25 protein-coding genes and 1 other RNA gene are annotated in these 24,568 nt (G+C 43.1%); 12 read left to right on the forward strand and 14 right to left on the reverse strand.

The window, feature by feature from the left end; all coding sequences use genetic code 11:
• Positions 1 to 27: 27 nt before the first annotated feature.
• Positions 28 to 498, forward strand: coding sequence for a M67 family metallopeptidase (locus tag GC093_RS32915; protein WP_281365356.1), 471 nt, complete (start codon positions 28 to 30; stop codon positions 496 to 498).
• A 41-nt stretch (positions 499 to 539) separates the two neighbouring features.
• Here GC093_RS32915 and GC093_RS32920 read toward each other — a convergent pair whose 3' ends face one another.
• From GC093_RS32920 to GC093_RS32930, 3 genes are read right to left on the reverse strand one after another with little or no spacing between them, the layout of a single operon-like run.
• Positions 540 to 1,277, reverse strand: a complete 738-nt coding sequence (locus GC093_RS32920; protein WP_171656188.1) for an exonuclease domain-containing protein — start codon at positions 1,275 to 1,277, stop codon at positions 540 to 542.
• Positions 1,278 to 1,288: 11 nt separating this feature from the next.
• Positions 1,289 to 2,368: a DUF294 nucleotidyltransferase-like domain-containing protein gene (locus GC093_RS32925; protein WP_171656189.1), complete on the reverse strand. Its 1,080-nt coding sequence runs from the start codon at positions 2,366 to 2,368 to the stop codon at positions 1,289 to 1,291.
• Positions 2,369 to 2,426: 58 nt separating this feature from the next.
• Positions 2,427 to 3,812 carry an ammonium transporter gene (locus GC093_RS32930; protein WP_171656190.1) on the reverse strand — a complete coding sequence of 462 codons (1,386 nt, stop codon included), beginning with the start codon at positions 3,810 to 3,812 and terminating at the stop codon, positions 2,427 to 2,429.
• Between the two features lie 465 nt (positions 3,813 to 4,277).
• On the opposite strand from GC093_RS32930, the gene GC093_RS32935 reads away from it, so the two are divergent.
• On the forward strand, positions 4,278 to 4,709 hold the full coding sequence (locus GC093_RS32935) for a MerR family transcriptional regulator (protein WP_171656191.1): 432 nt from the start codon (positions 4,278 to 4,280) through the stop codon (positions 4,707 to 4,709).
• A gap of 21 nt (positions 4,710 to 4,730) precedes the next feature.
• A complete protein-coding gene (locus GC093_RS32940) occupies positions 4,731 to 5,417 on the forward strand; it encodes a zinc metallopeptidase (protein WP_171656192.1) in 687 nt (228 codons plus the stop codon).
• A gap of 28 nt (positions 5,418 to 5,445) precedes the next feature.
• Here GC093_RS32940 and gltC read toward each other — a convergent pair whose 3' ends face one another.
• Entirely contained in the window at positions 5,446 to 6,357 is a 912-nt protein-coding gene (gltC, locus tag GC093_RS32945) for a glutamate biosynthesis transcriptional regulator GltC (RefSeq protein ID WP_171656193.1), read from the reverse strand.
• Between the two features lie 103 nt (positions 6,358 to 6,460).
• On the opposite strand from gltC, the gene tpx reads away from it, so the two are divergent.
• Positions 6,461 to 6,979, forward strand: coding sequence for a thiol peroxidase (gene tpx, locus GC093_RS32950; protein WP_171656194.1), 519 nt, complete (start codon positions 6,461 to 6,463; stop codon positions 6,977 to 6,979).
• Positions 6,980 to 7,109: 130 nt separating this feature from the next.
• Here the strand turns inward: tpx and GC093_RS32955 are convergent, their stop codons facing one another.
• Positions 7,110 to 7,499, reverse strand: coding sequence for a DUF1499 domain-containing protein (locus GC093_RS32955; protein ID WP_171656195.1), 390 nt, complete (start codon positions 7,497 to 7,499; stop codon positions 7,110 to 7,112).
• Positions 7,500 to 7,808: 309 nt separating this feature from the next.
• Between GC093_RS32955 and xylB the strand changes: the two genes are divergently transcribed.
• The gene (xylB, locus tag GC093_RS32960) at positions 7,809 to 9,338 is read left to right on the forward strand and encodes a xylulokinase (protein WP_171656196.1); all 1,530 of its coding nucleotides are present in this window, start codon (positions 7,809 to 7,811) and stop codon (positions 9,336 to 9,338) included.
• 131 nt (positions 9,339 to 9,469) lie between these two features.
• Here the strand turns inward: xylB and fsa are convergent, their stop codons facing one another.
• From fsa to cshA, 4 genes are all read right to left on the reverse strand, one after another.
• Complete coding sequence (gene fsa / locus GC093_RS32965) at positions 9,470 to 10,126, reverse strand: fructose-6-phosphate aldolase (RefSeq protein WP_171656197.1); 657 nt, start codon at positions 10,124 to 10,126, stop codon at positions 9,470 to 9,472.
• 87 nt (positions 10,127 to 10,213) lie between these two features.
• Positions 10,214 to 10,394: non-coding RNA, 6S RNA (gene ssrS, locus GC093_RS32970), on the reverse strand.
• A gap of 67 nt (positions 10,395 to 10,461) precedes the next feature.
• Positions 10,462 to 11,301 (reverse strand): YesL family protein, encoded by an 840-nt coding sequence (locus GC093_RS32975; RefSeq protein ID WP_171656198.1) that lies wholly within the window; start codon positions 11,299 to 11,301, stop codon positions 10,462 to 10,464.
• A gap of 413 nt (positions 11,302 to 11,714) precedes the next feature.
• A complete protein-coding gene (gene cshA, locus GC093_RS32980; RefSeq protein WP_171656199.1) occupies positions 11,715 to 13,334 on the reverse strand; it encodes a degradosome RNA helicase CshA in 1,620 nt (539 codons plus the stop codon).
• Between the two features lie 276 nt (positions 13,335 to 13,610).
• On the opposite strand from cshA, the gene GC093_RS32985 reads away from it, so the two are divergent.
• From GC093_RS32985 to tatA, 5 genes are all read left to right on the forward strand, one after another.
• Complete coding sequence (locus GC093_RS32985; RefSeq protein ID WP_171656200.1) at positions 13,611 to 14,144, forward strand: DUF4178 domain-containing protein; 534 nt, start codon at positions 13,611 to 13,613, stop codon at positions 14,142 to 14,144.
• 44 nt (positions 14,145 to 14,188) lie between these two features.
• The gene (locus GC093_RS32990; RefSeq protein ID WP_171656201.1) at positions 14,189 to 14,947 is read left to right on the forward strand and encodes a DUF4247 domain-containing protein; all 759 of its coding nucleotides are present in this window, start codon (positions 14,189 to 14,191) and stop codon (positions 14,945 to 14,947) included.
• A gap of 128 nt (positions 14,948 to 15,075) precedes the next feature.
• Positions 15,076 to 15,909, forward strand: coding sequence for a YitT family protein (locus tag GC093_RS32995; protein ID WP_171656202.1), 834 nt, complete (start codon positions 15,076 to 15,078; stop codon positions 15,907 to 15,909).
• 145 nt (positions 15,910 to 16,054) lie between these two features.
• Complete coding sequence (locus GC093_RS33000) at positions 16,055 to 16,249, forward strand: hypothetical protein (protein ID WP_171656203.1); 195 nt, start codon at positions 16,055 to 16,057, stop codon at positions 16,247 to 16,249.
• Positions 16,250 to 16,371: 122 nt separating this feature from the next.
• Positions 16,372 to 16,608, forward strand: a complete 237-nt coding sequence (gene tatA, locus GC093_RS33005; RefSeq protein WP_171656204.1) for a twin-arginine translocase TatA/TatE family subunit — start codon at positions 16,372 to 16,374, stop codon at positions 16,606 to 16,608.
• 114 nt (positions 16,609 to 16,722) lie between these two features.
• On the opposite strand, the gene GC093_RS33010 is transcribed toward tatA, so the two are convergent.
• Together GC093_RS33010 and GC093_RS33015 are read right to left on the reverse strand one after the other, a co-directional pair.
• Positions 16,723 to 18,795: a glycoside hydrolase family 65 gene (locus tag GC093_RS33010; protein WP_171656445.1), complete on the reverse strand. Its 2,073-nt coding sequence runs from the start codon at positions 18,793 to 18,795 to the stop codon at positions 16,723 to 16,725.
• Between the two features lie 168 nt (positions 18,796 to 18,963).
• Entirely contained in the window at positions 18,964 to 20,127 is a 1,164-nt protein-coding gene (locus tag GC093_RS33015) for an MFS transporter (protein ID WP_171656205.1), read from the reverse strand.
• 133 nt (positions 20,128 to 20,260) lie between these two features.
• Here GC093_RS33015 and GC093_RS33020 point away from each other — a divergent pair, with 133 nt between their 5' ends.
• Positions 20,261 to 21,442, forward strand: coding sequence for a putative glycoside hydrolase (locus GC093_RS33020; protein ID WP_171656206.1), 1,182 nt, complete (start codon positions 20,261 to 20,263; stop codon positions 21,440 to 21,442).
• Between the two features lie 113 nt (positions 21,443 to 21,555).
• On the opposite strand, the gene GC093_RS33025 is transcribed toward GC093_RS33020, so the two are convergent.
• Together GC093_RS33025 and GC093_RS33030 are read right to left on the reverse strand one after the other, a co-directional pair.
• Positions 21,556 to 22,230: a uracil-DNA glycosylase gene (locus GC093_RS33025; protein WP_171656207.1), complete on the reverse strand. Its 675-nt coding sequence runs from the start codon at positions 22,228 to 22,230 to the stop codon at positions 21,556 to 21,558.
• A gap of 27 nt (positions 22,231 to 22,257) precedes the next feature.
• Positions 22,258 to 22,800: an NADPH-dependent FMN reductase gene (locus GC093_RS33030; RefSeq protein ID WP_171656208.1), complete on the reverse strand. Its 543-nt coding sequence runs from the start codon at positions 22,798 to 22,800 to the stop codon at positions 22,258 to 22,260.
• A 213-nt stretch (positions 22,801 to 23,013) separates the two neighbouring features.
• On the opposite strand from GC093_RS33030, the gene GC093_RS33035 reads away from it, so the two are divergent.
• A complete protein-coding gene (locus GC093_RS33035) occupies positions 23,014 to 23,451 on the forward strand; it encodes a peroxiredoxin family protein (protein ID WP_171656209.1) in 438 nt (145 codons plus the stop codon).
• A 138-nt stretch (positions 23,452 to 23,589) separates the two neighbouring features.
• On the opposite strand, the gene pfkA is transcribed toward GC093_RS33035, so the two are convergent.
• The gene (gene pfkA / locus GC093_RS33040) at positions 23,590 to 24,555 is read right to left on the reverse strand and encodes a 6-phosphofructokinase (protein ID WP_171656210.1); all 966 of its coding nucleotides are present in this window, start codon (positions 24,553 to 24,555) and stop codon (positions 23,590 to 23,592) included.
• Positions 24,556 to 24,568: the final 13 nt, after the last annotated feature.

A 24,568-nucleotide genomic window follows, 5' to 3' on the forward strand; every position in this document is an offset into this window, starting at 1 on the left:
TCAAGCCTAAAAGGAATTTCAATCGCCATGGTTAGAACGGTATTCATAAAAAAATCTACATTGGATCATATCACATGTTATTGCATGAAAAAAAAGCCGTATGAAGCATGCGGCTTTTTACTTGGTTCTCACGAAGCAGAGACTATTTATGCAGATGAATTTATACCCGTTACTAACATTGCTGAAAACGCTGTAAAAAGCTTTGTTATGGATCCGGCCGTGATGATCCCTATTGTTACGAATCATTCAAGTCATGTAAAACCCATTGTAGGAGTGCTGCATTCACATCCGACGGCTGCATCCATTCCTTCCGCTGAGGATTTGTACGCAGCATGGCTTCACATCCCAAGCCACTGGATTGTGTCTCTACAACATGATGAATGTTACGACATACAAGTATTTCATTACTATAGGAATAATTTTGATGACTCATGCCGTACAGGTTCTTCCGACAAAATCAGTTATGCTGCACTAACCTTAAAAATCTTCGATTATTAACAAAAAAACCTTCGGCGCAATATCATGCAGACCAAAGATTTTTATTGCTGATAGCTTAAATGAGTGTATAAATCACCTAGATTGTGAATTTCTCTCGAATGGATTTCAATCAGCAGTTTACTCCATAGCTTTGCAGTCATCAGCGCATCCTCCAGCGCATGGTGGCGCGTTGTGACTTCAACGCCATATAGATCCAGCATCGAGTCCAAATCATAGCTTTTTAGCTTCGGATTCAGCCATTTGGTTACCATCATAGTATCCAGAATGCGATGAGATAAATTAATCTTTGATGTTTTCCACAAGGCCGAATTCAAAAAATGCTTGTCATGTCCTGAACCATGAGCCACTAGAACCTTTTGCTGGACAAACTCCAGAAAATTCCGCAGCCCATAAAGTAAATCAGGAGCATCCCCGACCATTTCATTCGTAATTCCAGTTAAATGAACTATTTCCTCCGGTATGACTCTTTTGGGATTAACCAAACTATAGAAGGTTTGCTCTTCCATGATAGAATCGCCATTAACTGATACTGCGCCAAATGAAATAATTTCATCCCCATTATACGGCGAAAAACCGGTCGTTTCCAAGTCGAAAACAACCAGTTCCACCGTATCTAAGGGAATATCATATAAAGAGTTTTTCCGCTGCTCCTTCATGATGGATCGAATGAAAGCCATCTGCTGGGCGCTTTGCGCATTAAACATTGAAGTAATGGCAGGTGTTATTCCGCCCATTTTGTATAGATGCCACATTCTTCCCGCAGGCTTCATGTCTTTCATTACAATACCACCTAACCTTTTTCTATCTCTTTATGGACGCTTTTTTTTACATACTTTTGCAGATCATTACCAATTCGAAGACAAAGCTTCAATTCACTAATTCGTTCCTTGGTTAATCCGTCCGCAGATAATTTTCCCCTGGTTGTATAATGCCCCTCTTCCAGTTGAAAAGGTGTTAGTGAGCGCAGCTTCAAAGCAATAGACAGCGCTTCTAGCCAATCATGGGCTATTTCCTCTTCAACAAAACCCACCCTCATCAATCCTAGAATCCGCTCCTCTGTCGAAGAGGCCATCACACCTGCTTGCGCAGCAAGCAAACGGATCCCGCTTACAATTGGGATGTAGGCTCCATACTTTATATCTACCCCACCAGCATCCTCGCCGTATCTCTCTTTAATAAGCTGTCCGAACAAGCCTAACGAAATTTTATGATGAAGCGTATTATGCAGCATGTACTCCAGCATAATGGGATGCTTCAGGACATAATCATAAAATTCTTCTAATAGCTGTGTTACCAGACTTTTCTCACCATAAACAATCCTCATATCTGCAAGTATAAGCAAGTATCGGATATGCTCCCAATGTGGGTCCTGCATCCATTCGTAAAGCATGGAGCGATAACCGTTCAGCGGCTTGCGCCACTTCTCATTAGTGCAAATCACTCCACCTGTACACGGAGGATAGCCGAGATGCATCAGCAGCTCACTTACTGCTTCTGCAAGCAGCTGAAAATAGTTACGAGCCTGCTCCTCTACCACTGAATTATCTGGATTTGCATAGATCAATCCGTTGTCCTGATCACTCCACAATGTCTGTTCGCCGCGGCCCCCACTTCCAAACAATACAAAAGCAAAAGGTAACGGAGGCTCACCGCCCCCATCTCTCCGAACGTTCACTTGTGCAAGGCCGACTGCTTTCCCAATGAGAAGATCATGAACTTGATTCAATTCACGATTCCATTCGATTGAATTGGAAAGAAGGAGACGCCCTTCGAACTCCTCATGCAGTTGATCGCGTATTCGTCGAAGCTGCTTATCATCGCCAGCCTTTTGAATTTCAATGCGAATCATTTCTAATGAGAGACGTTCCATTAGGTATCCCCTTCAGCCTTGTTATTTTAATTGTAATACCAGTTGCGACCTAATACTGTTACAAAGTTTGTGCGTTTGTTTGAGCTTTCTTCATAGCTTCCGGATATCCGTAAGTACCATGCTCGGAAAGGTCTAATCCAACAATTTCTTCTTCTTCAGTTACACGAAGGCCAATCGTTACTTTAATCAATCCAAGAATAATAAAGGACAGAACCAGAACGAATGCGAACGCTCCGAAAACTCCCAACGCTTGAACTCCTAATTGGTGCAAACCGCCGCCGTACAATAGGCCAGGTCCTCCAACGTTAACTGCTTTGGCTAATTCCGGTGTTGCAAAAATACCTGTTGACAATGTACCCCAAATACCTGCGATACCGTGAACGGAGAAAGCATAAACCGGATCATCAACACCAGCTTTTTCAAACCATTGTGCAGTAAAGAAGGTGATAATTCCAGCCAAAGCTCCGATAATGATCGCATCACGCGGAGTAACGAATGCGCAAGCCGCCGTAATTGCTACAAGGGCTGCAAGAACACCGTTCAACATGCTAGGAATATCCGCTTTACCAAAGTACAACCATGATACCACAAGGGCAGCTACTGCGCCTGCTGCTGCAGCAAGGTTTGTTGTTAAAGCAACATAACCAAAGAATCCATCGCCAGTTGCACTTAATGTGGAGCCAGCGTTAAAACCGAACCAACCAATCCAGAGGATAATAACGCCTAGAACCGATAATACTTGATTGTGTCCAGGGATTAAATTAGGTGTTTTATCTTTGTTATATTTACCGATACGAGGCTTGAGTAAGATCGTTGCTACCAATGCTGCTGTTGCACCTTGTAAATGAACAACCGTCGAGCCGGCAAAATCCTGCATGCCCAACTGACCCAGCCAGCCGCCACCCCATACCCAGTGAGCAACAACCGGATAGATACAAACAGTAAACAAAATTCCAAAGATGAAGTAAACAGCAAGCTTACCGCGTTCCGCAAATCCGCCCCAAGCGATTGCAAGTGAAACGCCTGCAAATGCCAGTTGGAATAAGAACAAAATACTAATAGGAATCGGTGATTCTGCGAAAAGACTTATAGAAGCTTTCGTTTGTTCTGCACTACCATCAAGGAAGAAGCCGCCTTCTCCAATAAAGCTATTTCCATCACCGAAGGCAAAGCCGAATCCGATTGCCCAGAAAGCAATAGCGCAAATTCCGAAAGTTAAAATGGTCTTACCAGCAACGTGACCTGCATTTTTCATTCGTGTAGATCCAGCTTCGAGAAGTGCAAAACCTGCTTGCATAAAAATTACGAGTATTGCTGCCAACATGACCCAAACGGAGTCGATGGCACTTGCCAGTTGAGCAGGGGTTTTGTCATCCGCTGCAAATGCCATAGTCGGTAAGAGTAGAGACATAAGGCCGGTTGATAATAGTAATTTTTTAAACATGGTTGACCACTTCCTTCTTAATGTTAGTTTATATAACATGTTTTGAAAATCTTAATGTCATTATATACAGGATTTTTGGATTTGACAATAGGGTTTTTCCCGAAAAAGCTGTAAAAACGAAAAATAACCTGACATGGAATATGCATAATTCGGATTTTCTAACGATATACTAGGGTATTTCATATAATTCCGTGTAATCTATACTAACAATTGGGCGATTGTATATTTTCTGATCAATTCTTTTACCTCTATTTAATGTGAGGTTTAACCTTTAACACAATCAATCCGCATATATTATAGAAGAAGTACTCATATACTTGAATGCAAAAGCATAACGTTTGACTGTATGGTTTCATTTCAGGTATCATATATAGAAGCTCAATGAGTTGTTGAACACAATCCGGTTAATGTATTCAAACTTACACGCTATATTAGTTTTCATTAAGGAGGGAACTCAATGGGGATATGAAGCTATTTAAAATAGGCGAACTCGCTCGTTTATCCGAGGTCAGCTCCAGGACTATCGATTATTACACTAAGCTGGGTTTAATCGAGCCTGAAGCACGTTCAGATACTAACTACCGGTTATACAGTGATGAAACCTTAACGCGTTTAAAACGTATTGAGAATATGAAAAGGGAGAAATATACCTTAGAGGAAATCAAGGCGAGCCTTCAATTGTGGACAAAAATCAGCAAGGATGAAGTTGTGACAGAAAAGCTAACATCACTACAACTCCATTTGCAGCAATTGCAAAAGGAAGTTCTAGAAATTAGCCCCATACTTGAACGATTGAAGCCTTCACAATTAAAGAAACTAAATAAAGTGCTCACACCTCATACCGCCGCGTGCATTGAGGCCTTGCTGTTACTACTGGGTAAAAGCCCCTTATCCTAATACAAACGGAGGTCTGCTGCCATGTTTTTTCATCCGATGGATTTTTTGATCATCATTGCATTCGCGCTTTCTTTATGGGCGCAATTCCGAGTTAAGGGTACATTTAACAAATGGGCCACCGTACCAACCCAAAGCGGCATGACTGGCTACGAAGCAGCGCGCCGAATGCTCGATGCCAACGGACTTTATGACGTACCCGTTGAGCCGGTACCAGGAAGGCTCAGCGACCATTATGACCCTACTCAAAGAGTAGTTCGCTTATCTGAGCCGGTATACTATGAAAACTCTATTGCTGCCGTCTCTGTTGCATGTCACGAAGTTGGCCATGCCATTCAGCATAAGGTTCATTATCCAATGCTTTCACTCAGACATACGATGTTCCCTGTTGTAAATTTTACCTCCGGGGTAGCGCCTTTGTTAATTTTGGCTGGTCTATTCTTCCAGCAGTTCAGCTTCTTGTTAGGCCTCGGCATTATCTTCTTCTCTGCCGCTGTAGCTTTTCAATTAGTAACACTGCCTGTTGAATTTAACGCAAGTAACCGTGCAAGGGATCTGATGATTGCTGAAGGCTACATTACTAATGAGGAAGAACGAGGAGTCGCCAAAGTATTAAATGCAGCAGCTTTGACTTATGTAGCAGCGGCACTAATCTCGCTTCTGGAGCTTGTCAAATACATTATGATCTTTAACAATCGTAATAACGATTAAATATTATAAAAAAAACAATGCCATCGACCTAAGTCGATGGCATTGTTTTTTCTGTTTCTTGAAAAAAATGGAGCAGAAAACTTTGGAAGCCTTCAGCTACGAGCGGAAGCTTTTCACCTGTTCTTTGAATCAATCCGATACTTCGGGTCACCTGCGGCTCTACAACTCGAACTTTCGCAGGCTGCAGCTGACTAATCTCCGTTAAAGCCATCTCTGGCAGCAAGCTTACTCCCATCCCCGCGGCAACCAACCCGCGAATGGTATCGGTTTCTTCACCTTCAAACCCAATCTGTGGGGCGAAACCCGCTTTTTCACATGCTTCCAAAACAATACTTCTCAACGAATATTCCTCACTAAACATAACGAAGGAATCCTCTTTTAACTGCTCCAGCCGAATCGTTCCGTTCTCAGCAAGATTATGTCCCTGCGGAACAATAGCATACAACTCCTCTTCAAGCAATAAATGCCCGCTTACATACTCATGCTTTTCAGGGAAAGGAGAAATAAAGGCCAAATCAATTTCCCCTTTCATCAAGTCACGAATTAGACTGTTGTAGGTCCCCTGCCGCAAACGAAACTTTACATTTGGATGTGTACGTCGAAAGCTAGCAACGACAGTAGGCAGCAAATAAATGCCCAAACTATGCGGAAAGCCGATACGAATCTCCCCAGCCTCTGGATCTAGAAATTCTTTAACTTCTATAACTGCCCGTTCTAGCTCTGATAATATTTCTTCTAATCTGCTTAAGAATAACTTCCCAACAGAGGTTAGCTGTAGATTCCGTCCCTTTTGCACAAACAAAGCTACACCTAGTTCCTCCTCTAGCTGGTGAATTTGCCTGCTCACCGCAGATTGAGCAACATGAAGCTCCTCAGCAGCTTGAGTTACATGCTCTTTTTTGGCTACTTTCACAAAATATTGAAGCTGTCTTAATTCCACATTGCTTCTCCTTCCGATTGGACAAGTTCCTTTTAAAAAGCTTATAATAAATGATGGTGAAATACCAATCATTCTCATTGAAAAATAAGGAGGCCCATTTACTATGGCACAAGAGCGTACTGGTGTAGCAACTCTTAAAGGCAATCCGATTACTCTGATCGGTCCAGAACTAAAGGTTGGCGACAAGGCACCTGACTTTAAAGTAAACAAAAATTTGGTTGAACAGGCATCATTAGCTGACTACGCAGGAAAAATCAAATTGATCAGTGTCGTTCCTTCCCTGGATACAGGTGTTTGCGATGCACAAACTCGCCGTTTTAACGAAGAAGCAGCAACGCTTGGCGATAACGTGGTAGTACTAACTATCAGCGTGGATCTTCCTTTTGCACAATCCCGTTGGTGCGGCGCAGCAGGCATCGATAAAGTGGTAACTTTATCTGATTACAAAGATCATTCTTTCGGTCAAGGTTACGGCGTCCTAATTAATGAAATCAAGCTGTTGATGAGATCCATCTTCGTAATCGATGCAAATGACACTATTCAGTATATCGAATACTTGGGCGAAATGACTGAGCATCCTAACTACGAAAATGCAATTGCAGCAGTTAAGAAGCTCGTTTAATTAATAAGACTTTTTACAAGAACAGCGGAGAAGCACTTAGCTTCTCCGCTGTTTTTTGTTTCAAATACCAAAAAGGGCAAATCCTCAAGCAATGTATCTTCATTGAAAAGCCTCTACTCAGAAGCTTTTCTTATTGATCCATTTTGTGAGATGCGAGTCGCTTATCCAGTTGTTTGTAGATCTCTAAGATCGTCCTATAGTTGGAACCAAGATCGCCCAAAGATCCTCTGGAAGCTGAATAGATGTCAATAGCTGTTTTTAACGGATTAATTCCAAATAAGGTTAATGTAATATCTTGCGTCCGTCCGGTAACCGTTTTTCTTTCTACAACAATTTCACCGACGTTCTTTACTTCATGAAGCAGTTTATACCCATTCATTTTCTTGAACATGTTGGTCACTTCATCCCAGACCTGATCCTTGGAAAGCTTATAATACCGGGTTTTCAAGGCCGGATCCTTCGCTTTTTCTCCTGTTGTCTCATGGCTACGAATTAGGCCGATTAAGGTGCGCTTTAACAAAGCTTTCCCTCCTCATAGAAGTACAGTACAATAATTTCCGTATACACTGTTTTAAATCATACCATTGATTGGCCTTCATATAAAGAGTTATTTCACATTTTAGACAATATTATGATAATTATATTAAAATAAGTTACAAATTCATGACAGATTTAAATTCATTATTTCTAATGATCCGAAAGCGTCCAAAATTTGATAATAGTTGGTGATGCATCAGCAGGAATTTCTACATTCCCTCCGAATATATATATCATACAATTTGTTTATCCAATAAACTAAGTATGAAAACCAACAGTTGAGGTGAGTGTAATGGCTTATTTTTTAGGGATTGATTTAGGAACTTCAGCAGTAAAATGCATTCTGGTAGATGATCAAGGTGGAGTTAAGTCAAGCCACAGTGTTGAATATCCCCTCTTACAGCCACAGCCCGGTTGGGCTGAACAGCATCCGGAGGATTGGTGGAAAGGGACTGCAGCTTGTATACAAGCTTTGCTAGCTAAAGCATCTGTACTCGGTGAAGAAATTGCAGGTATAGGCCTTTCAGGTCAAATGCATGGATCCGTTTTCCTTGATAGTGAACTTAAGGTTGTTAGACCCGCTCTGCTGTGGTGTGACCAACGTACAGCAGTTGAATGCGATTGGATTGAGCTAACTATTGGCAAAGAAGAGTTGGGCCGCTTAACGGGGAATAAAGCACTTACAGGATTTACTGCGCCGAAGGTAATATGGTTACGTAATCACGAGCCGCAGCATTACGAGCGTACCGCTCATTTAATGCTTCCCAAAGACTATGTAAGGCTAATGCTTACCGGCGCCTTTGGAATGGATATGGCAGACGCCAGCGGCACTCTGCTATTGGATGTGGCGAAGCGTAAATGGTCGCCTGAAGTAGTGGAGCGAATCGGCATTCCAATGGAATGGCTGCCGCCGCTCTTCGAGAGCAACGACGTGGCAGGCCATGTGCTGCCTGCTGCTGCGGAGCTCACAGGCCTTCGGGCAGGCACCCCCGTCGTCGCTGGCGGAGGCGACCAAGCCTGCGGCGCGGTCGGCGTAGGCGTCGTGCAGCAGGGCATCGCCTCTGTTGCGATGGGCACTTCCGGTGTCGTGTTCGTCCATGACGACACGTATCAAATGGATCCGGAGTGCAGGCTGCACTCCTTCTGTCACGGCGTGCCAGGCAAGTGGCACCGCATGGGCGTGATGCTGGCCGCCGGTGGCTCCTTCCAGTGGTGGAAGAACCACTTCGCGTTCGAAGAGCTCCAGCAAGCTGAAGCGGAAGGCCGCGATGTATACGAATACTTAACGGCGCTTGCTGAGACAGCGCCTCTAGGCAGCGAAGGCTTGCTATTCATGCCTTATTTGACTGGTGAACGCACACCCCACCCTGATCCTAAAGCACGGGGCGGTTTTATTGGGTTGAACATGCGCCACACCAAAGCACATCTCACCAGAGCCGTACTCGAAGGCATCACCTTCGGTCTGCGCGATTCAATGGAACTAATCAAAGCATCTGACATCGAGATTAAGGAGCTTAGAGTTAACGGAGGTGGCGCACGGAGCTTGTTCTGGAGGCAAATGATCGCTGATATCTTCGGATACCCTGTCGTTACAGTGAACTCCACGGATGGACCTGCATATGGTGCAGCTGTAATGGCAGCGTCGGGTGTGCTTCAGAAGGATATAACTACCCTTTGCGACCAGTGGATTCAAATCGTAGATCGGGTTGAACCTAACCCACAGCAGCAGCGTGAGTATGAAAGGTACTACGAAGTATACCGGACACTCTACCCCACTCTACGAACAACTCTTCACCAACTAAATGATCTTGTTTCGCCTTAAATTAAATCCAAAGGGAGAGCCGTTGTATATCTAATGGCTCTCCCTTTTCATATTTCCTTTATTAGTAAATGATAAGGAATTTAAATAAGCCTGCCAGGTTATCCCTGAGCAGGCTTTAAATAACGTTCATACTAGAACTGGCTTAATTTCGCGCCTTCCCAGTCAGCCAGGAAGCGTTCGATTCCTGAGTCTGTGAGAGGATGCTTGACCATTCCTTGAATTACCTTAAGTGGTACTGTTGCAATATCTGCACCCAACAGCGCCGCTTCAATCACATGAGCGGAATGACGTACGCTAGCTGAGATAATTTCCGATTTGATGTTATGTACTTTGAAAATTTGGCTAATTTCTTTAATTAAATTCATTCCAATTTGATTGATATCATCCAGACGGCCGATGAAAGGCGATACATATGTTGCTCCTGCACGCGCAGCGAGCAATGCTTGTGGCGAACTAAAAATTAGGGTTACATTAGTTTTAATACCGAGTTCGGTAAAAATTTTAGTTGCTTTCAAGCCTTCTTCTGTCATAGGTACTTTAACAACGATACTTTCTCCAAGCGCAGCAAGCTTACGTCCTTGTTCAACCATTTCTTTGGCTTCCAAGCTGATAACTTCTGCACTGATCGGCAAGTTTCCAACAATAGAGACAATCTCCTTAACGGTTTCAAAAAAGTCTCTTCCTTCTTTAGCAATTAAGGATGGATTTGTCGTAACTCCAGCAATGACTCCCAACTCATGCGCCTTGCGAATTTCTTCAACATTAGCAGTATCAATAAATAGTTTCAACTTCGTCACCCTTTCTAATAATATCTGATTTGTTCTGTAAATCCACAACTGCAGAGATTATGAATGAGCATTAAGAAAAAACGCACAAAAAAACCCGCAAATGCCGTCCGATTTAGCGTCTCAAACCCGCTCTCGCAGGTGGGTGTCCGCAGAATCGATTTTGAAGTCCCTTTTCGAGGGCAGGTCAGCCACGATTCAATATAGGTCTCCCAAGAAACAGTCATTGGTTCAAAACAACTTAAAATCGTAACGAACATCGCAGGATTTAATTGTAACCCCATTATAAGTTCTTCTGAAGCGAAAGTAAACCTTAGCCCTTAAGCTTCTGAAATCTGCTAAGACTTCTCGTTTTTAGAGTTCCCATCTGCTAAGTTTTGATTCATCTCCGAAGACGATGTGGAAAGCTTATCATCTGTCAGGCCATCCCCCGAAGCTTCAAGCTGTTTTTTCTCTTCCTCTTCCGCCTCTTTATCAGCTATTTCCTGCTGTTTTGATTGCAGCTTTCCAAAAATTAAATTGAAATGCCAGAATGTCGTCACCGCAATTAAACTGCCCATAAAAAACGGAATCAAGAAAGTAAAGGTTGAAAAACTTATGTAAATAATGAAGCCGTTGCAAATAATCATCGTTATGGAACGAACCGGATGTCCGATTGTGATCAGCACAGCATTTTTAATAATTTGGAACATCTTCATATGTAGATGAGACAAAATTGAGAAAAAGTGAAAAAGCGAAACGGAAATCAATACTGTAAGCGTCAACACCAGGAACCTCAAAACACCCAATGACCCGCTTTGATTACCATAATATTTAAAATTTGTATATAATACTACAGCTATTATTGTATAAATAAAGCCACCCAACATAGCTTGTACAAAATTTTCTTTGTATCCACGAAAAAAAGTTTTGAATAGAGGAGCGTCCTCTTCACCTGTAAGCCATTTACGAGCTACAGAAAACATCGCTGCGGTTGAGGGAAAAAGAGTAAATGGTGATACAATTGCAAGAAGAATTAACGTCGACAACAATTGGTCAACCGAATCTGTTTGCAAAAGCATCAGTCCGATAAAGAAAAAGGGCAGTGCGCAAATTATCCATAATACATTAATAACAGATAACCGCATAATCCATTCTGAGATGCGGTAAAAGCCACCCATAATACCTCTAAACTCCAAAACAATACCCTCCTTAAGAGTTTTCGTAGAAAACCTAACTTCGTAAACCTAATCTAAGAATGAGTTTTCTTAGAAAACTTGCCTCACAAGAAAAAACTAACATCTACTGGAACGTTAATTATGTACTATGTAATCCCCTTATATTTTGTAGGAAACACCTACGCACTCTATTATAGCCTATTTTATAATTTCTAGGTAGCTGTCTATGCAATACTCTTGTATGGGCATAGGATATTGGGTACCACCCGGAAATAACTTACAGAGGAGGTTAGCACAATGTCCCACGCTGCGATTTGGACTTCCACAGCAATAATCCTTGTACTTTATATCCTTCTGGTAATCATCCTTCAAGGAACTATATAACATTAGCATGAATAGAAAAGGTGAAGCTTACTAAGCTTCACCTCTTCTTGTTAATTTTTTACAAGCTCTTCGTTAGAACGGGAAGATGAAGTTGAACGGTTAAAACCGCGGTCGCGACCATAGTCACGGCTGCCTTCATTACGTCCGCTTCCACCACGGTTATCGCGGGAAGCATAGTCTCTTCCACCACCGCTACCATCTCTGCGTGGAGGTCTCGAACCGGACCCTGAGTTCGAACCTGAACCGGAACGGTCATAAGGCTTATCGTTACGACGTGCGCCTGCTGCTGTACCGTAAGTACCCGATGGTTTGCGGCCTGAGCTGCGTACATCTTGTCTTCTCTTTTTAGCGCGAAGCGGCTCTTCAGGTGTCAATTCAATTGCTACTTCTTTCTTATCGCCTGTCAGCAATTTCAATGCAGAGGCTAGAAGGTGAACTGAATCATGCTGTTCCAACAACTGGATTGCCAAGCCTTTATATTCGTTATGATCTTCTTTATCAAGCAAAGCAAGAATACGCTCAGCTGTTACTTTTTGTTTTCCTTCAATGGCTTCAGCCAAGCTAGGAATCGGTTTTTTAGTGATTTTGTGGCGTGTAAGCTTCTCAATGAAGTTCAAGTGATCGATTTCTCTAGGTGTTACGAATGTGTAAGCCGCACCCTCTTTACCAGCGCGTCCTGTACGACCAATACGGTGAACATAGCTTTCTGGATCTTGCGGTAAATCAAAGTTGATAACATGCGTAACGCCTGAAACGTCCAAGCCACGTGCAGCAACGTCAGTTGCTACCAATACATCAATGCTGCCGTCACGGAACTTACGCATAACGTTGTCACGTTGATTTTGGGACAAATCTCCATGCAAGCCCTCGGCAGTATAACCGCGTTTTTGCAATCCTTCAGCTAACTCATCTACCCGGCGTTTAGTACGGCCAAAGATGATAGCTAGATCTGGGGACTCCATGTCGATCAAGCGGCACAATGCATCAAATTTCTGTCTTTCTTGCAATTCAATATAGGATTGCTCAATCAACGGAGCACTCATTTGCTTAGGAATTACAGAAACATGTTCTGGGTTACGTAAAAATTGTTGGGCTAGTCTTTGAATGTTAACCGGCATTGTAGCCGAGAACAGCATAGTTTGACGCTCTGCTGGAACCAGCTTCAGGATAGATTGGATATCTTCCATGAAACCCATATCCAACATTTCATCCGCTTCATCCAAAATTACAGTTTGCACATCATCCAGTCTGATTGTTTTACGGTTGATATGATCAAGCAAACGTCCTGGAGTTCCGATAATGATTTGTGGTTTCTTCTTCAATGAGCGAATTTGCTTCACGATATCTTGGCCACCATAGATTGGCAAAGAACGAATACCTTTAAATCTGCCTAATTTCTCGATTTCTTCTGCAACTTGAATGGCCAATTCTCGTGTCGGGCACATAATCAAAGCTACGATTTTTTCTTCTCTTACATCAATTTTATTTACCAACGGGATTCCGAATGCCGCCGTTTTGCCTGTACCTGTTTGTGCTTGACCGATCAAATCGCGATTATCCATAGCAATAGGCATTGCCTTCTCTTGAATCGGTGTCGATTCTTCAAAGCCCATTTCCGTAATGGCACGAAGCACCTTTGGTTCCAAGCCGAACTCGTTAAAATTTTTCAAATGTTTTCAATCTCCTTTAGAATAGGGTTCTTATTTATTTATACCCTTAAGTGCGACTCCTATATCCTTTTATTGTATCTGCAAAATGCGTCCGAAGCATTCGTAATTACATACGCAAGGCCGTACTTAAGAATATCTCCAATATTATATCACAACCAAAATTCAAATTCCAGAAATTTCAGTTTGAAACCTGCACTTCCTCTTTATCGTATACATTAGTTATAATGATATAAATGAATACTTACTATACATGCTTACAAAAGGAGCGAACCTGTTATGTCGATCTGGAAAAGAGTCGGTTCCATCATTAAGAGCAATAAAGAGCAGCCTACGGTAAAAGCATCCAATCCTATAGAGGATACACAAGTTGGAGATATTATAATCGTTGATCTTGAAGAATATGTAGTTTCCGGAAAGCTTGTATATTTTGACAGAGGTTATCCCCCTCACCGCTTTGTTTACTACTTACAGAACGGAACAGCCATTTCAAGCCTGTTGATAGAGAAAGGACGCAGCTATGAATGCTTCGTCTGCCATTTTGTCGAAGGTGCACTCGATGATCCCAACGATGTCCCTACTGAACTTGATCTTAATGGTGAAGTTACCTATAGCTTGGAAAATCAACGTACCGATCTGGTGCGTGCCGAAGGAAGCACTGATTTTCGCGCAAATGATGACGTCATTTTATGGCGCTACATCGGATCGGAAGGACGTTATTTCTTCCTTCAATGGCAGGATGGCAAATTTGTGGCCATGGAAGGAACCAAAACTCCCGCAGGTCAGATCAAGTTTTTGAAAGGCAGCCACTAGAGGATTCAAGGATACGGCACAAACCGTATGGAGGTGATTTCATTATGAAAAAGCGTTCACTGCAATTACTTTCGATTTTACTTGTATTTACCTTGCTTGTAGGTTGCGGCGATGCTGGTAATTACGTGAAAGATAACTATACGTTGGTTGATGTACAGGGCCAAGGCAAAAGCACGGCGAAAATTTACTCGGTCGAAGGAAAAGATGTTCCAACCGTTGCCAAAGAAGTCGCCGATAAAGAAAAACCGAAAGAGATAAGTAAAGAATCAGCCGATCAAATGTTCCTCGTGTACGATAATAAAATTGTTAATGTACAAAAGGATCCTAACAATGAAAGCAATTCTCTTGTTGAAGTAGACTCGATTGAATATGCCAAGCAGAACTATGACTCCTCTTTCCTTCAAGGATATATAGCCGCTTCCTTAATTCAATCCATATTCGGTGGAGGCTGGAATAACTCCCGCGGATACGATTATCGAGGATATACGTCCAGCAAGAGATACGATGATTATGGGAAATACCAAACTACACCGAAAACGGGTGGGAGTACAGTTACACCGCCTACTACGACGACTAAACCGACACCGGCAACCACAGATCGTAAAGGAAGCTTCAATAGTGCACCAACAACTAAATCTCCATCAGTTACAACACCGCCAAAAAGCAGTTCAAGCAATAATAGCAGCAATACGCGTAAAAATGATGGATCCACATCAACCTACAAATCACCAAGCAGCAGTAAATCAGGCTCCAGTTCTAAACCAAGTACAAGCACCCGATCAGGGTCTTTCAAGAAGAAATAGATCATCATAAAGCTTCACACTCAGCATTCGCTGGGTGTGAAGCTTTTTTTATTGAAAAAAGCTTTCCACCACACGGTTTGATTTAACAGCCCTAATCCATACTAAGCTTACCGTCGTAAATCAGGAGGATGAGTTTATTGCTTCGAATATGGATCGGCCCCTTGCTGTCAATTATAATCAGTTCAGCATTAATTGCCGTAGCCTTTAATCTTTTTCTTGTCCCACAACAGCTTCTTAGTGGAGGTCTATCCGGCATTTCTATGATTGTAAGTTATTTTACTGGCTGGAGCATCTCCTTGGTGTTTTTGCTAAGCAACTTACCTGTAGTTTTATTTGGATTGATAAGAATCGGGCGCAAATTCATCGTACTTAGCGTAGTTTCAGTTATTATGACGTCATGGTTTTTACGGTTGATTCCCACATTTGTTGTAGCTCAAGATAACATGCTGGCTGCTGTTACTGGCGGGGTGCTTATAGGCATTGCTTCAGGAATGTCGATGCGGGCTGGAGGATCTACAGGAGGTTTCGATATTATTGGCTCCATTTTGACGCAAAAACGTGATTTCCCACTTGGGACCACTCTATTTATACTAAATGGTGTTGTTATCGTCGCTTTAGGTTATTTTAAAACCGATTGGGATCTAGCCCTTAATTCGATGCTGTCAATCTTCATTACCGGTAAAATTATCGATACCATTCATACTCGCCATTTAAAAGTAACCGTTTATATTATCACCCAATCTAAAGACGCTTTGCTTGAACGTTTAATGCTCCTGCAGCGTGGTGTAACGATTCTGACAACGGAAGGGGCTTATACTAAAAAGGAGCAGCATATGCTAATGACCGTTACAACCCGCTATGATTTAGTAAGCTTACAAAACATGATTAAATCAACGGATCCTGATGCTTTTGTGAATATAGTTGAAACGGTTGCAATAATGGGCCAATTTAGAAGGAATTAGTCCGAATCTTAGAAAAATAAACCATACATATTTTCGACTCATATGGTATAATAGAAGTATTAATTTCATTTAAATCCTCATTCTTTACCTTTGTTAATCAAGTAAGTCAAGCCTGATCTTCTCTAATAGATGACGAGGAAGGGTGATGCTTGTGGAAACAGTAAAGTTGTCAGCGATTGTGATGAGATTGACTCCCGAGTTATATCCTTTTTTGAAGCGGACCGAACTCGAGTTTGAGATCGTACTGCGGAACGGGCTTGAAGCTTTGGAAGCTGAAGACGCAATGGAAATTATTCAATACAGTATTTCAGAACAACAAAAGGACGCCTTGCTCCATTAAGGGGCAGCGTCTTTATTTTTAATGTAACGGGCAAAATGTTATCGTTCTGTAATATTTGCATGTTATATTCTAACTATAAAATGGTATGATAGACATGTTATCCAAAATCGGAGGTGTATTAAATGGGAGCTTTATCACCATGGCATATTATATTGATCGCTCTTGTAGCATTGCTGTTATTCGGACCCAATAAATTGCCAGAATTAGGCCGAGGCTTTGGTAAAATGTTCCGTGAATTCAAAGAAGCTACATCCGGCAATAACTCAACTCCAGATGAACCAGCCGCTCCGGCAAAGAAGGAACTGCATGTTGTCCAAGAACAACAGAGCACAGAGCAACAGTCCAACTTGCCTAAATAATCGGTTTGTCCACTCAGCAGCCAGAGAACAATCGCTTTCATAAGAAAGCGCATTAGTAAAGCCGAGCACAATTGTGCTCGGCCTTTTTGTTGACTTTTTTATTGTGACCAACCCTTATATAATCTTCGAAAGCCCTTCACAGCGGACCACCCAGGTCCCGTCTTGTGGAAATCCAGGAGCATGCTGATCCCCGCTACCCTCCCAGCCGCAGGCCATAATCGCAATAGCCGTAAGCAATCCACCATTGCCTGGTAAATAAGCAGTTAGTCCTGGTCGTTGGTAATTGTGTCCATTAGAAAAGTAAGTATTTTTAATTTGATCCATCAAGAGCATATCAACGGCTATATTTCCCTCACTTAAGCGTGCTGCTGTCATAGCCGCCATTGGAAAATCCCAACCCCAAGCTGTTTCCCATTTCCAGTCGGTAATGACTTTTTTTAACGTTCTTCTCATGATCTCACGGTCAACCAGCTTCCCCGGAAGAATGCCAAGTGCACCAAGCATAGATGGATGATCCTCATTAAAGCTAGTAAAGGAATCGGGGCACCATTCATGCGCCAGATATACACCATCCTCACTAATAGGCAGCGCCGCTATGTGTGTGCATATATGCTCCCAGTCAGGATCAGGCTTCAATCCAAGGCGATCCCTCCACAGTTGAGCTACTTCCAGTCCATATTTCCAATACTCCAGCTCAAACGTTGGATTCAATGTATCTTCAGGAGCGTGATTTTCTTGTGCCGGAATAACAGGAGGTCCTAATACATAACGCTTAGCCTGCTCATCCCATACTGCAAAGGATGCCATGAAAGCTGCGCTATCCAGTACAATTTCTTTATATTTCTGAAGGGTTTCTTCATTCGGATGGCTGCGATAACATAATTCAGCCATTGCTATTGGATGCGGCTGCTGCCAAATGAGCAGAGTTCCAATCGTTGATGGACTCTGTAAGCCAGCAGGATCAACCATTTTGGGCCAACGAGCCCCCTCATACCCCTGAGATTTAGCTACTTCATGCGCAATAGGTAAAATATCGCAGTACCAGTCCAAACTTTTCTCCAGCATCGCCGTACGTCCCCAAAGGGCAAAATGTGCGGCATGCCACCAATGCATTTCAAGATGAAACTTACCGAACCAGCTATTGTAAAGAAGTCCTGTTTCCTGAGGAGGCAATGAGCCTGAGCAATGTATGGCTGTCTGATATTGAGACAACACGACTCGTCGCTCCAGCTCAGCTGCTCGCTCGTCAACGCTTCCACTGAAATCAACGGCCCCGCCTTCGCTCCAAAATTGACGCCAATAGGTCTGACTGGCCCATTTAATATCTTCAAAGCTTTGGTTAGATAACTCTTCATTACGTGAGCTAAATCCAATCGCTAGCTCAAGCGTTTCCGCAATACCCGATGGCTTCAAAACATAGCGGTGCTCACTCTCCTGAATGATTTGGCCATCCGACCAAGAGGCTGAAACTGTATATCCTTCATCATCCATACTACGCTTCCAACTTGTGGAAGCTGCTGTTGTTGATTGCTTGGTTGTATGATGGGTCATGTCATTATTCCAGTTAAGGTCAATGCTTTCGGCCCATTCATTGGACTCGACTTCTGTGGACGGGAATCCAATACGGACGGCAAGTCGATCATTATCCAGCAGCGCTGATTCGATGAATATACCAATCTGATCTGACATAGGATGACAGCAAGTAGTAACCGTCACCCGATCTCCCTGCACCTCAAATCTACTTGTAATAACACCCTCCCACAAGGAGAGAATTTGCTCCACCTCATTAAGATCTTCAAGCTTTGCCTCGCTGCCATCCTCCAGAACTATGTGCAATCCAATTTGTGCAAGCTGCATACGATGTGGATTTTGCCGAAGCCAATGGAAAGCTTCTTCCTGTCCATCAGCATCCGTTGCATATCCGACTGCTCGTCCGTAGGTTTCAAAAGGTTTAAGTTGAATGTCTTCCTGCTTGAAGCGATCTCGGCCACCTGAGCTATGCCAACCCCATTGCGATTGTGTCCCCAATGGAACTTGATACTGTTCCGGAAAGCTCTGTAAGCCCGTGATATCTACTGTATAAGCGAATTCGCCGTTACCAACTGATAGTGGAGATAAAAGCTCTGCTTGCTTTAATACAGGGTTATGTCTGCTAACAAGAGCATAACGGTCAATTTTCTCATCCATTCTATCACCTTTTTCCATATATTTCTTAAACCCATTTCTAATCATCTTTTTTATGTTCCTAATTTTGTTACAGGTTCCCACTTACACTATATTGGAAGCTCTTACATTCCGTCTACGCAAATTCTGTATAAATATTGCACTATATTGCGAAAAAACCGCTTAGCCCTTTTATAGGCCAAACGGTTTCCTTAATTTTTGCCCATAGGCATGAGTCCCCAAAAGCAACACAGCCGCGATGGCCGTCATTACTGCAGCAAATATATACATCGCTGACCCGCCCCATAGATCCTTAATAAAGCCCCCTACTAAGCCGCCCGTTAATCCAGCCAATCCCAAGAATACAGCGGACAGCAGAGCCAACCCCGTGGAACGCATCTCTTCAGGAACTAAACGCACCGCATATTGTACAGATACAATCCAGAATACAGCGAAAGTCACGGAATGCGAAACTTGCATAAGAGTCAATACAGTCGGATCCGTAATTACAGCGTACAAAATCCACCTTATGGTATACAAAATGGCAACAACGCCCAACAATGCAAGCTCATGGAAACGATGCATATAGCGGCTAAGCAAAGCAAAGGTAGGAACCTCACTCACTGCTGCAAGCGCCCATGCCCAGCCGGCCATCGAATCGCTTGCTCCCAGATCTTTTAAATGAAGCACCAGCAAGCCGTCATTCATTCGATGTGGAACTATGAGAATAAATACTAATACTAGAAACCATAGAAATTGCTTATTCTTTATTATGTTTAAAACAGCAGAAGCTGTAATTCGCTGCCCACTGCCCTTCTCATCCTTCAAAAATATCAACAGAACTAGAGGCAGTACCCAGATCGACCAATACAGTACAGGAATATGTTGAATTCCTCCCAACGCATCAAGTACTACTCCTGCAATTACCGCTATAAATGTAAAACCAAGCGATCCCCACAGACGTACCGACCCATAAGACCTCCCGGCCTGCAGCGTAGCTTTAACTGTAATACTGTCCAGTAGCGGTACTGAGGAGAGCATGAAGAAATAGAGCAGCATCATAAAAATAAACGCCCAGCCGTAGCCATCGGTGTGAAAGATACCTACACTGGAAGCAATTGTCATCACCCAAAGCGAAAAAATAATGAGCTTAAGTGTGTTATAACGATCCCCTAAATATCCCCATAACGGTTGAGCAAATATCGCCACAAACGGTCCGAACATCATTAATAAGCCGATTTGGGAGGATGAATAGCCTTTATGCCCGAAATAGATGGGAAGGAATGGCATAAGAGCTGCTGTAGTCGCATAGTATGAAAGATTTAAGCCGCGCAGCGTCCATATTTGCTTTTTCATAACACCTGTCCTTTTGATTATAAAATGTCACTTTAACCGAAAATCCAACAAAATGCGTCAAACTTCTCTATCAACCTATCAACTTCTCTATTATAATGGAGAATATCATTCTGGCAAGGAGAGATAGACGCATATGGAACTTTTACTAGCCTCGCTGTTGATGGTTATGGGTCAGGTAGGAACGGAACATCCCGATGTGAGCTTCGAACAGCTTGTTCAAGCATCACTTGATTCCAAAAACGCAATTGTCCAACAAGCTGCACCTGGTCTGGCGGCCAACCCTAACGACAGATTAATACCTATTAATAAGAAAGACCCACAAAAGGATGCTCCCAAAGTAAAAGGAGTTTATGTTACGGCCCACAGTGCCGGAGGCGCTCGAATGAACACCTTATTAAAACTGTTGGATGACACGGAATTGAACTCTGTTGTCGTTGATATCAAAGACGATTGGGGATACATTACCTACCCCACTGGCAACCCGGAGCTGGAAGCCATGGAGACAACACAAAAAATCATTTCCGACATGCCCAAATTCATGACCACACTGCAGGAGCATCAAGTCTATCCCATTGCCCGTATTGTTGTTTTCAAAGATACGATACTAGCGAAAAAACGGCCTGAGTTATCTTTTGTCAATTCAGATGGCACCTTGTGGAATAATGGTAAAGACAGCTTTGTGAACCCCTACATGAAAGAGGTTTGGGATTACAATATTGCGGTTGCAAAGGAAGCGGCCAAAGCCGGCTTCAAAGAAATTCAATTTGACTATGTACGATTCCCTGAAGGTTTCGAGAAGCGTGCCGATACGTTAAAATATGATAAAGACGACCGTTCAAGAATCGATGCTGTTGCCGAATTCGTAAAGTATGCAAGAGAACAGCTCACGCCGCTTGGCGTAAGAGTTTCAGTTGATATTTTTGGCTACGCCGCTTCTGTGCCTGCTGCAGAGGGAATTGGACAGGATTTCGTGAAAATTTCTCAGAATGTTGATGTCATCTGCCCGATGATCTATCCAAGCCATTACAGCACAGGTTGGTTCGGTGCCAAAGTGCCAGACGCTGCACCTTATGTCACCATCAACGGAGCCTCGAAGGATACACATAAAAAGCTGGAGCCTACGGGTGATCTGAAGCCTATTATACGTCCATGGATCCAAGACTTCACAGCTTCCTGGGTGCAGGGCTATGTCAAATACGGTAAGCACGAAGTCGAAGAACAGATTCGCGCTTTGAAGGATAACGGTGTGGATGAGTTTCTTCTATGGAATGCCGTCAATACGTACACACCTAATGTTGATTACGATAAGAGCTGAATCTAAAAAAAAAACCCGCAGAAAAGGCGATTGAATTCGCCAAATTTGCGGGGTCTTTTTTTTATGCTGGGAAACATCGTGATTTCAAAAAAAGGGGTCTATGTAACCAACCTCTATAAGTTCGGTAGTTGCCAGTTTATTTCTGTTGTACCCAAGCTACGCAGAGAAGCATTTGCTTGAGAAAATGGCTTGCTGCCAAAAAATCCACGATAAGCTGATAATGGGCTAGGATGTACTGAATGAATAATAGGATGCCGCTTGTTTGTAATGAGCTGTGCCTTTTGCTGGGCATGGCTTCCCCATAAGATAAACACAATCGGTTGTTCCCGCTCATTTAAGGCTTCAATAACACTATTGGTAAACCGCTCCCAGCCCTTCCCTTTATGGGAATTGGGAGTAGCTTCTCTTACAGTCAGCACTGTGTTCAACAGCAAGACGCCTTGCTCGGCCCAACCCGCCAAATATCCATGGTTCGGAATTGTGCAGCCCAGATCATCGCGCAGCTCCTTGTACATATTTTGCAGCGAAGGCGGAGTGGGTACCCCTGGCTTAACAGAAAAACTCAAGCCATGTGCTTGCCCCGCTCCATGATAAGGATCCTGCCCCAATATGACGACTTTGACATCGGAGTAGGAGGTTAGATGCAGCGCATTAAAAATATCATGCCTACTAGGATATATGATTTGCTTTTCATACTCTTCTGTTATAAAATTCCAGAGCTCAACATAATAAGGCTGTTCAAACTCCTGTGCTAATAGTTCGGCCCAATCATTTTTTAAAACGGACATTAAGGATTCACTCCAAACCATTACAAATCATACTAATTTCCGGAAGGTTTTCACCATAGAGACGAAATAATTTAATGTACGGGCAACGCGTTCTCTGGTTTTATCATGAGCAGGTACTCCCTCGGATGTAAAGCTCCTTTGCTCTCCGCCGATAGAAATCCATTCAGGGCAATTAACACCATGAACATTGCGAACTATCGTTTGCAGCTGCTGCAGCGAGCTGACACCCACAGCGCCTCCTGCCGAACTGACGGACAACACCACCTTGCCATCGAATTCATCGAAACCGGCATAATCGAGTGCATTTTTCAAAATACCACTAGGTGCTCCATGATAATCAGGCGTTGCTAATATAATACCGTCAGCTTCCCGTAAACTCTTAATAAACAGTCTGACATTGGCATCGTCTGAAGCAACTCGTGGCCTGTAGAATGGCATAGGAAACTCATATAAAGGTAACAGAGTGACACTACACCCCATGTTTTCTAGTTCATTCTTAAGGTGTCTGCATAATTGGGTACTAGTTGAGCCCTCACGGTTGCTTCCGGCAATGATTGTAATTTGTGCCATTATTATCGCCCCTCACGACTCACTTTACATACATAATAGTATATAATGTTTTATGAGTCAACGGTACCAAATGCTCCTTACAATAAACATAAATGCGCCAATTGCTTGTAATCGATTCTTTTTCATCTCTTTTCAGAACGTAGACTTATTTGCATGTAATTTCCCTTTTTCGATACAATGGACAGAAAGAGATAACTGAAGGAGATGTGTTCCATGCTGTCTATTGGACAAAAAGCACCATCATTTGAAGCGGATAGCACCCAAGGCAGTATTAAGCTGCAGCAATATTTAGGAAAGCAGCCCATTGTGCTGATCTTTTATCCGAAGGACGGAACACCCATTTGTACCAAGCAGCTGTGTGCAGCTCGTGATTCAGCCTCTCAATATGCCGAATTCAATGCACTCGTATTGGGGATTAACCCGGCTACTCTTGAGGAACACAGGCAATTTTCGCAGAAATTTCAGTATGACTTCCCACTCCTATCTGACAGCCACGAACGAATTCGGCAATTGTACGATGTAGGTAAAATCATATTGTTGGGACAGCAGCGCTGTGTCATTGTCATCGGTGTTAATGGAACTGTCATCTACGCCAAAAAAGGGAACCGTCCGACATCTGAAATATTGAATGCTTTGAGATTAGATCGCTAGTTAATTTCTGTTCAACTTCTTCAAGGCTAATGGCCGTTTCGCTGCTATGCAAATAAAATACAATGTTCAAAAAAACATGCTGCCTCTTGTTCACACAAGCTGGCGCATGTTTCTTTATTAAGAAGCCTATCGATTAAATTACTGGGACAGCCTTTTAGCTAATTCGTACAATTCCATATTGAAACCTCTCTTGGTGTTTACAACCTTGTCGATGTCGGTTAGCACTAACTCACCCTTGATAATACCGCATCCTTTACCGGACTCTCCCTCGATCAATTTACGCACGGCGAAGTCACCCAAGCTGCTTGCCAATATACGATCATTATGGGTCGGAGTGCCACCGCGTTGAATATGGCCCAGTACCGTTACACGAGGTTCAATACCTGTGTTTTTCGTAATCTCAGTCGCAATATCCTCGCCCTTGCATACACCCTCTGCAACCAAAATAATACTGTGACGCTTTCCAAGATTAAAGTTGTCTACCATCCGTTGTGATACCTCAGTTAAATCGAAGGGAACCTCTGGCACGAGAATCGTTTCTGCACCGCTCGCCAACCCCGCATACAGAGCGATCTCACCGCAATGACGACCCATAACTTCAACTATGGAGGAACGCTCATGGGAGCTCATTGTATCCCGCAGTTTGTTGATTGCATCCACTACGATACTAACAGCCGTATCAAATCCAATTGTGAAATCTGTAAAAGGAATGTCATTATCGATAGTACCCGGAAGTCCCATCGTTTTAATCCCCAGCTTGTTTAGCTTATTGGCTCCCTGGTAGGATCCGTCCCCTCCGATGACAACCAGCCCATCGATTCCTCTTTTTCGAAGGTTGTCTGCAGCGATCTGCTGCCCTTCTGGCGTCATAAATTCCTTACATCGCGCCGTCTGTAAAATAGTGCCGCCTCTTTGAATGATATCTCCCACGCTGCGCAAATCCATAGGCCGGATATCGTCATTAATCAATCCAGCATAACCCCGTTGTACCGCAAATACTTCCAAACCATGAAATAACCCACTGCGCACTACGGCACGTACCGCCGCGTTCATTCCTTGCGAATCTCCGCCGCTCGTTAGAACGGCTATTTTTTTGACTGTCATGTATGGTTTCCTC

Source organism: Paenibacillus foliorum (assembly GCF_013141765.1).
Classification (GTDB): domain Bacteria; phylum Bacillota; class Bacilli; order Paenibacillales; family NBRC-103111; genus Paenibacillus_S; species Paenibacillus_S foliorum.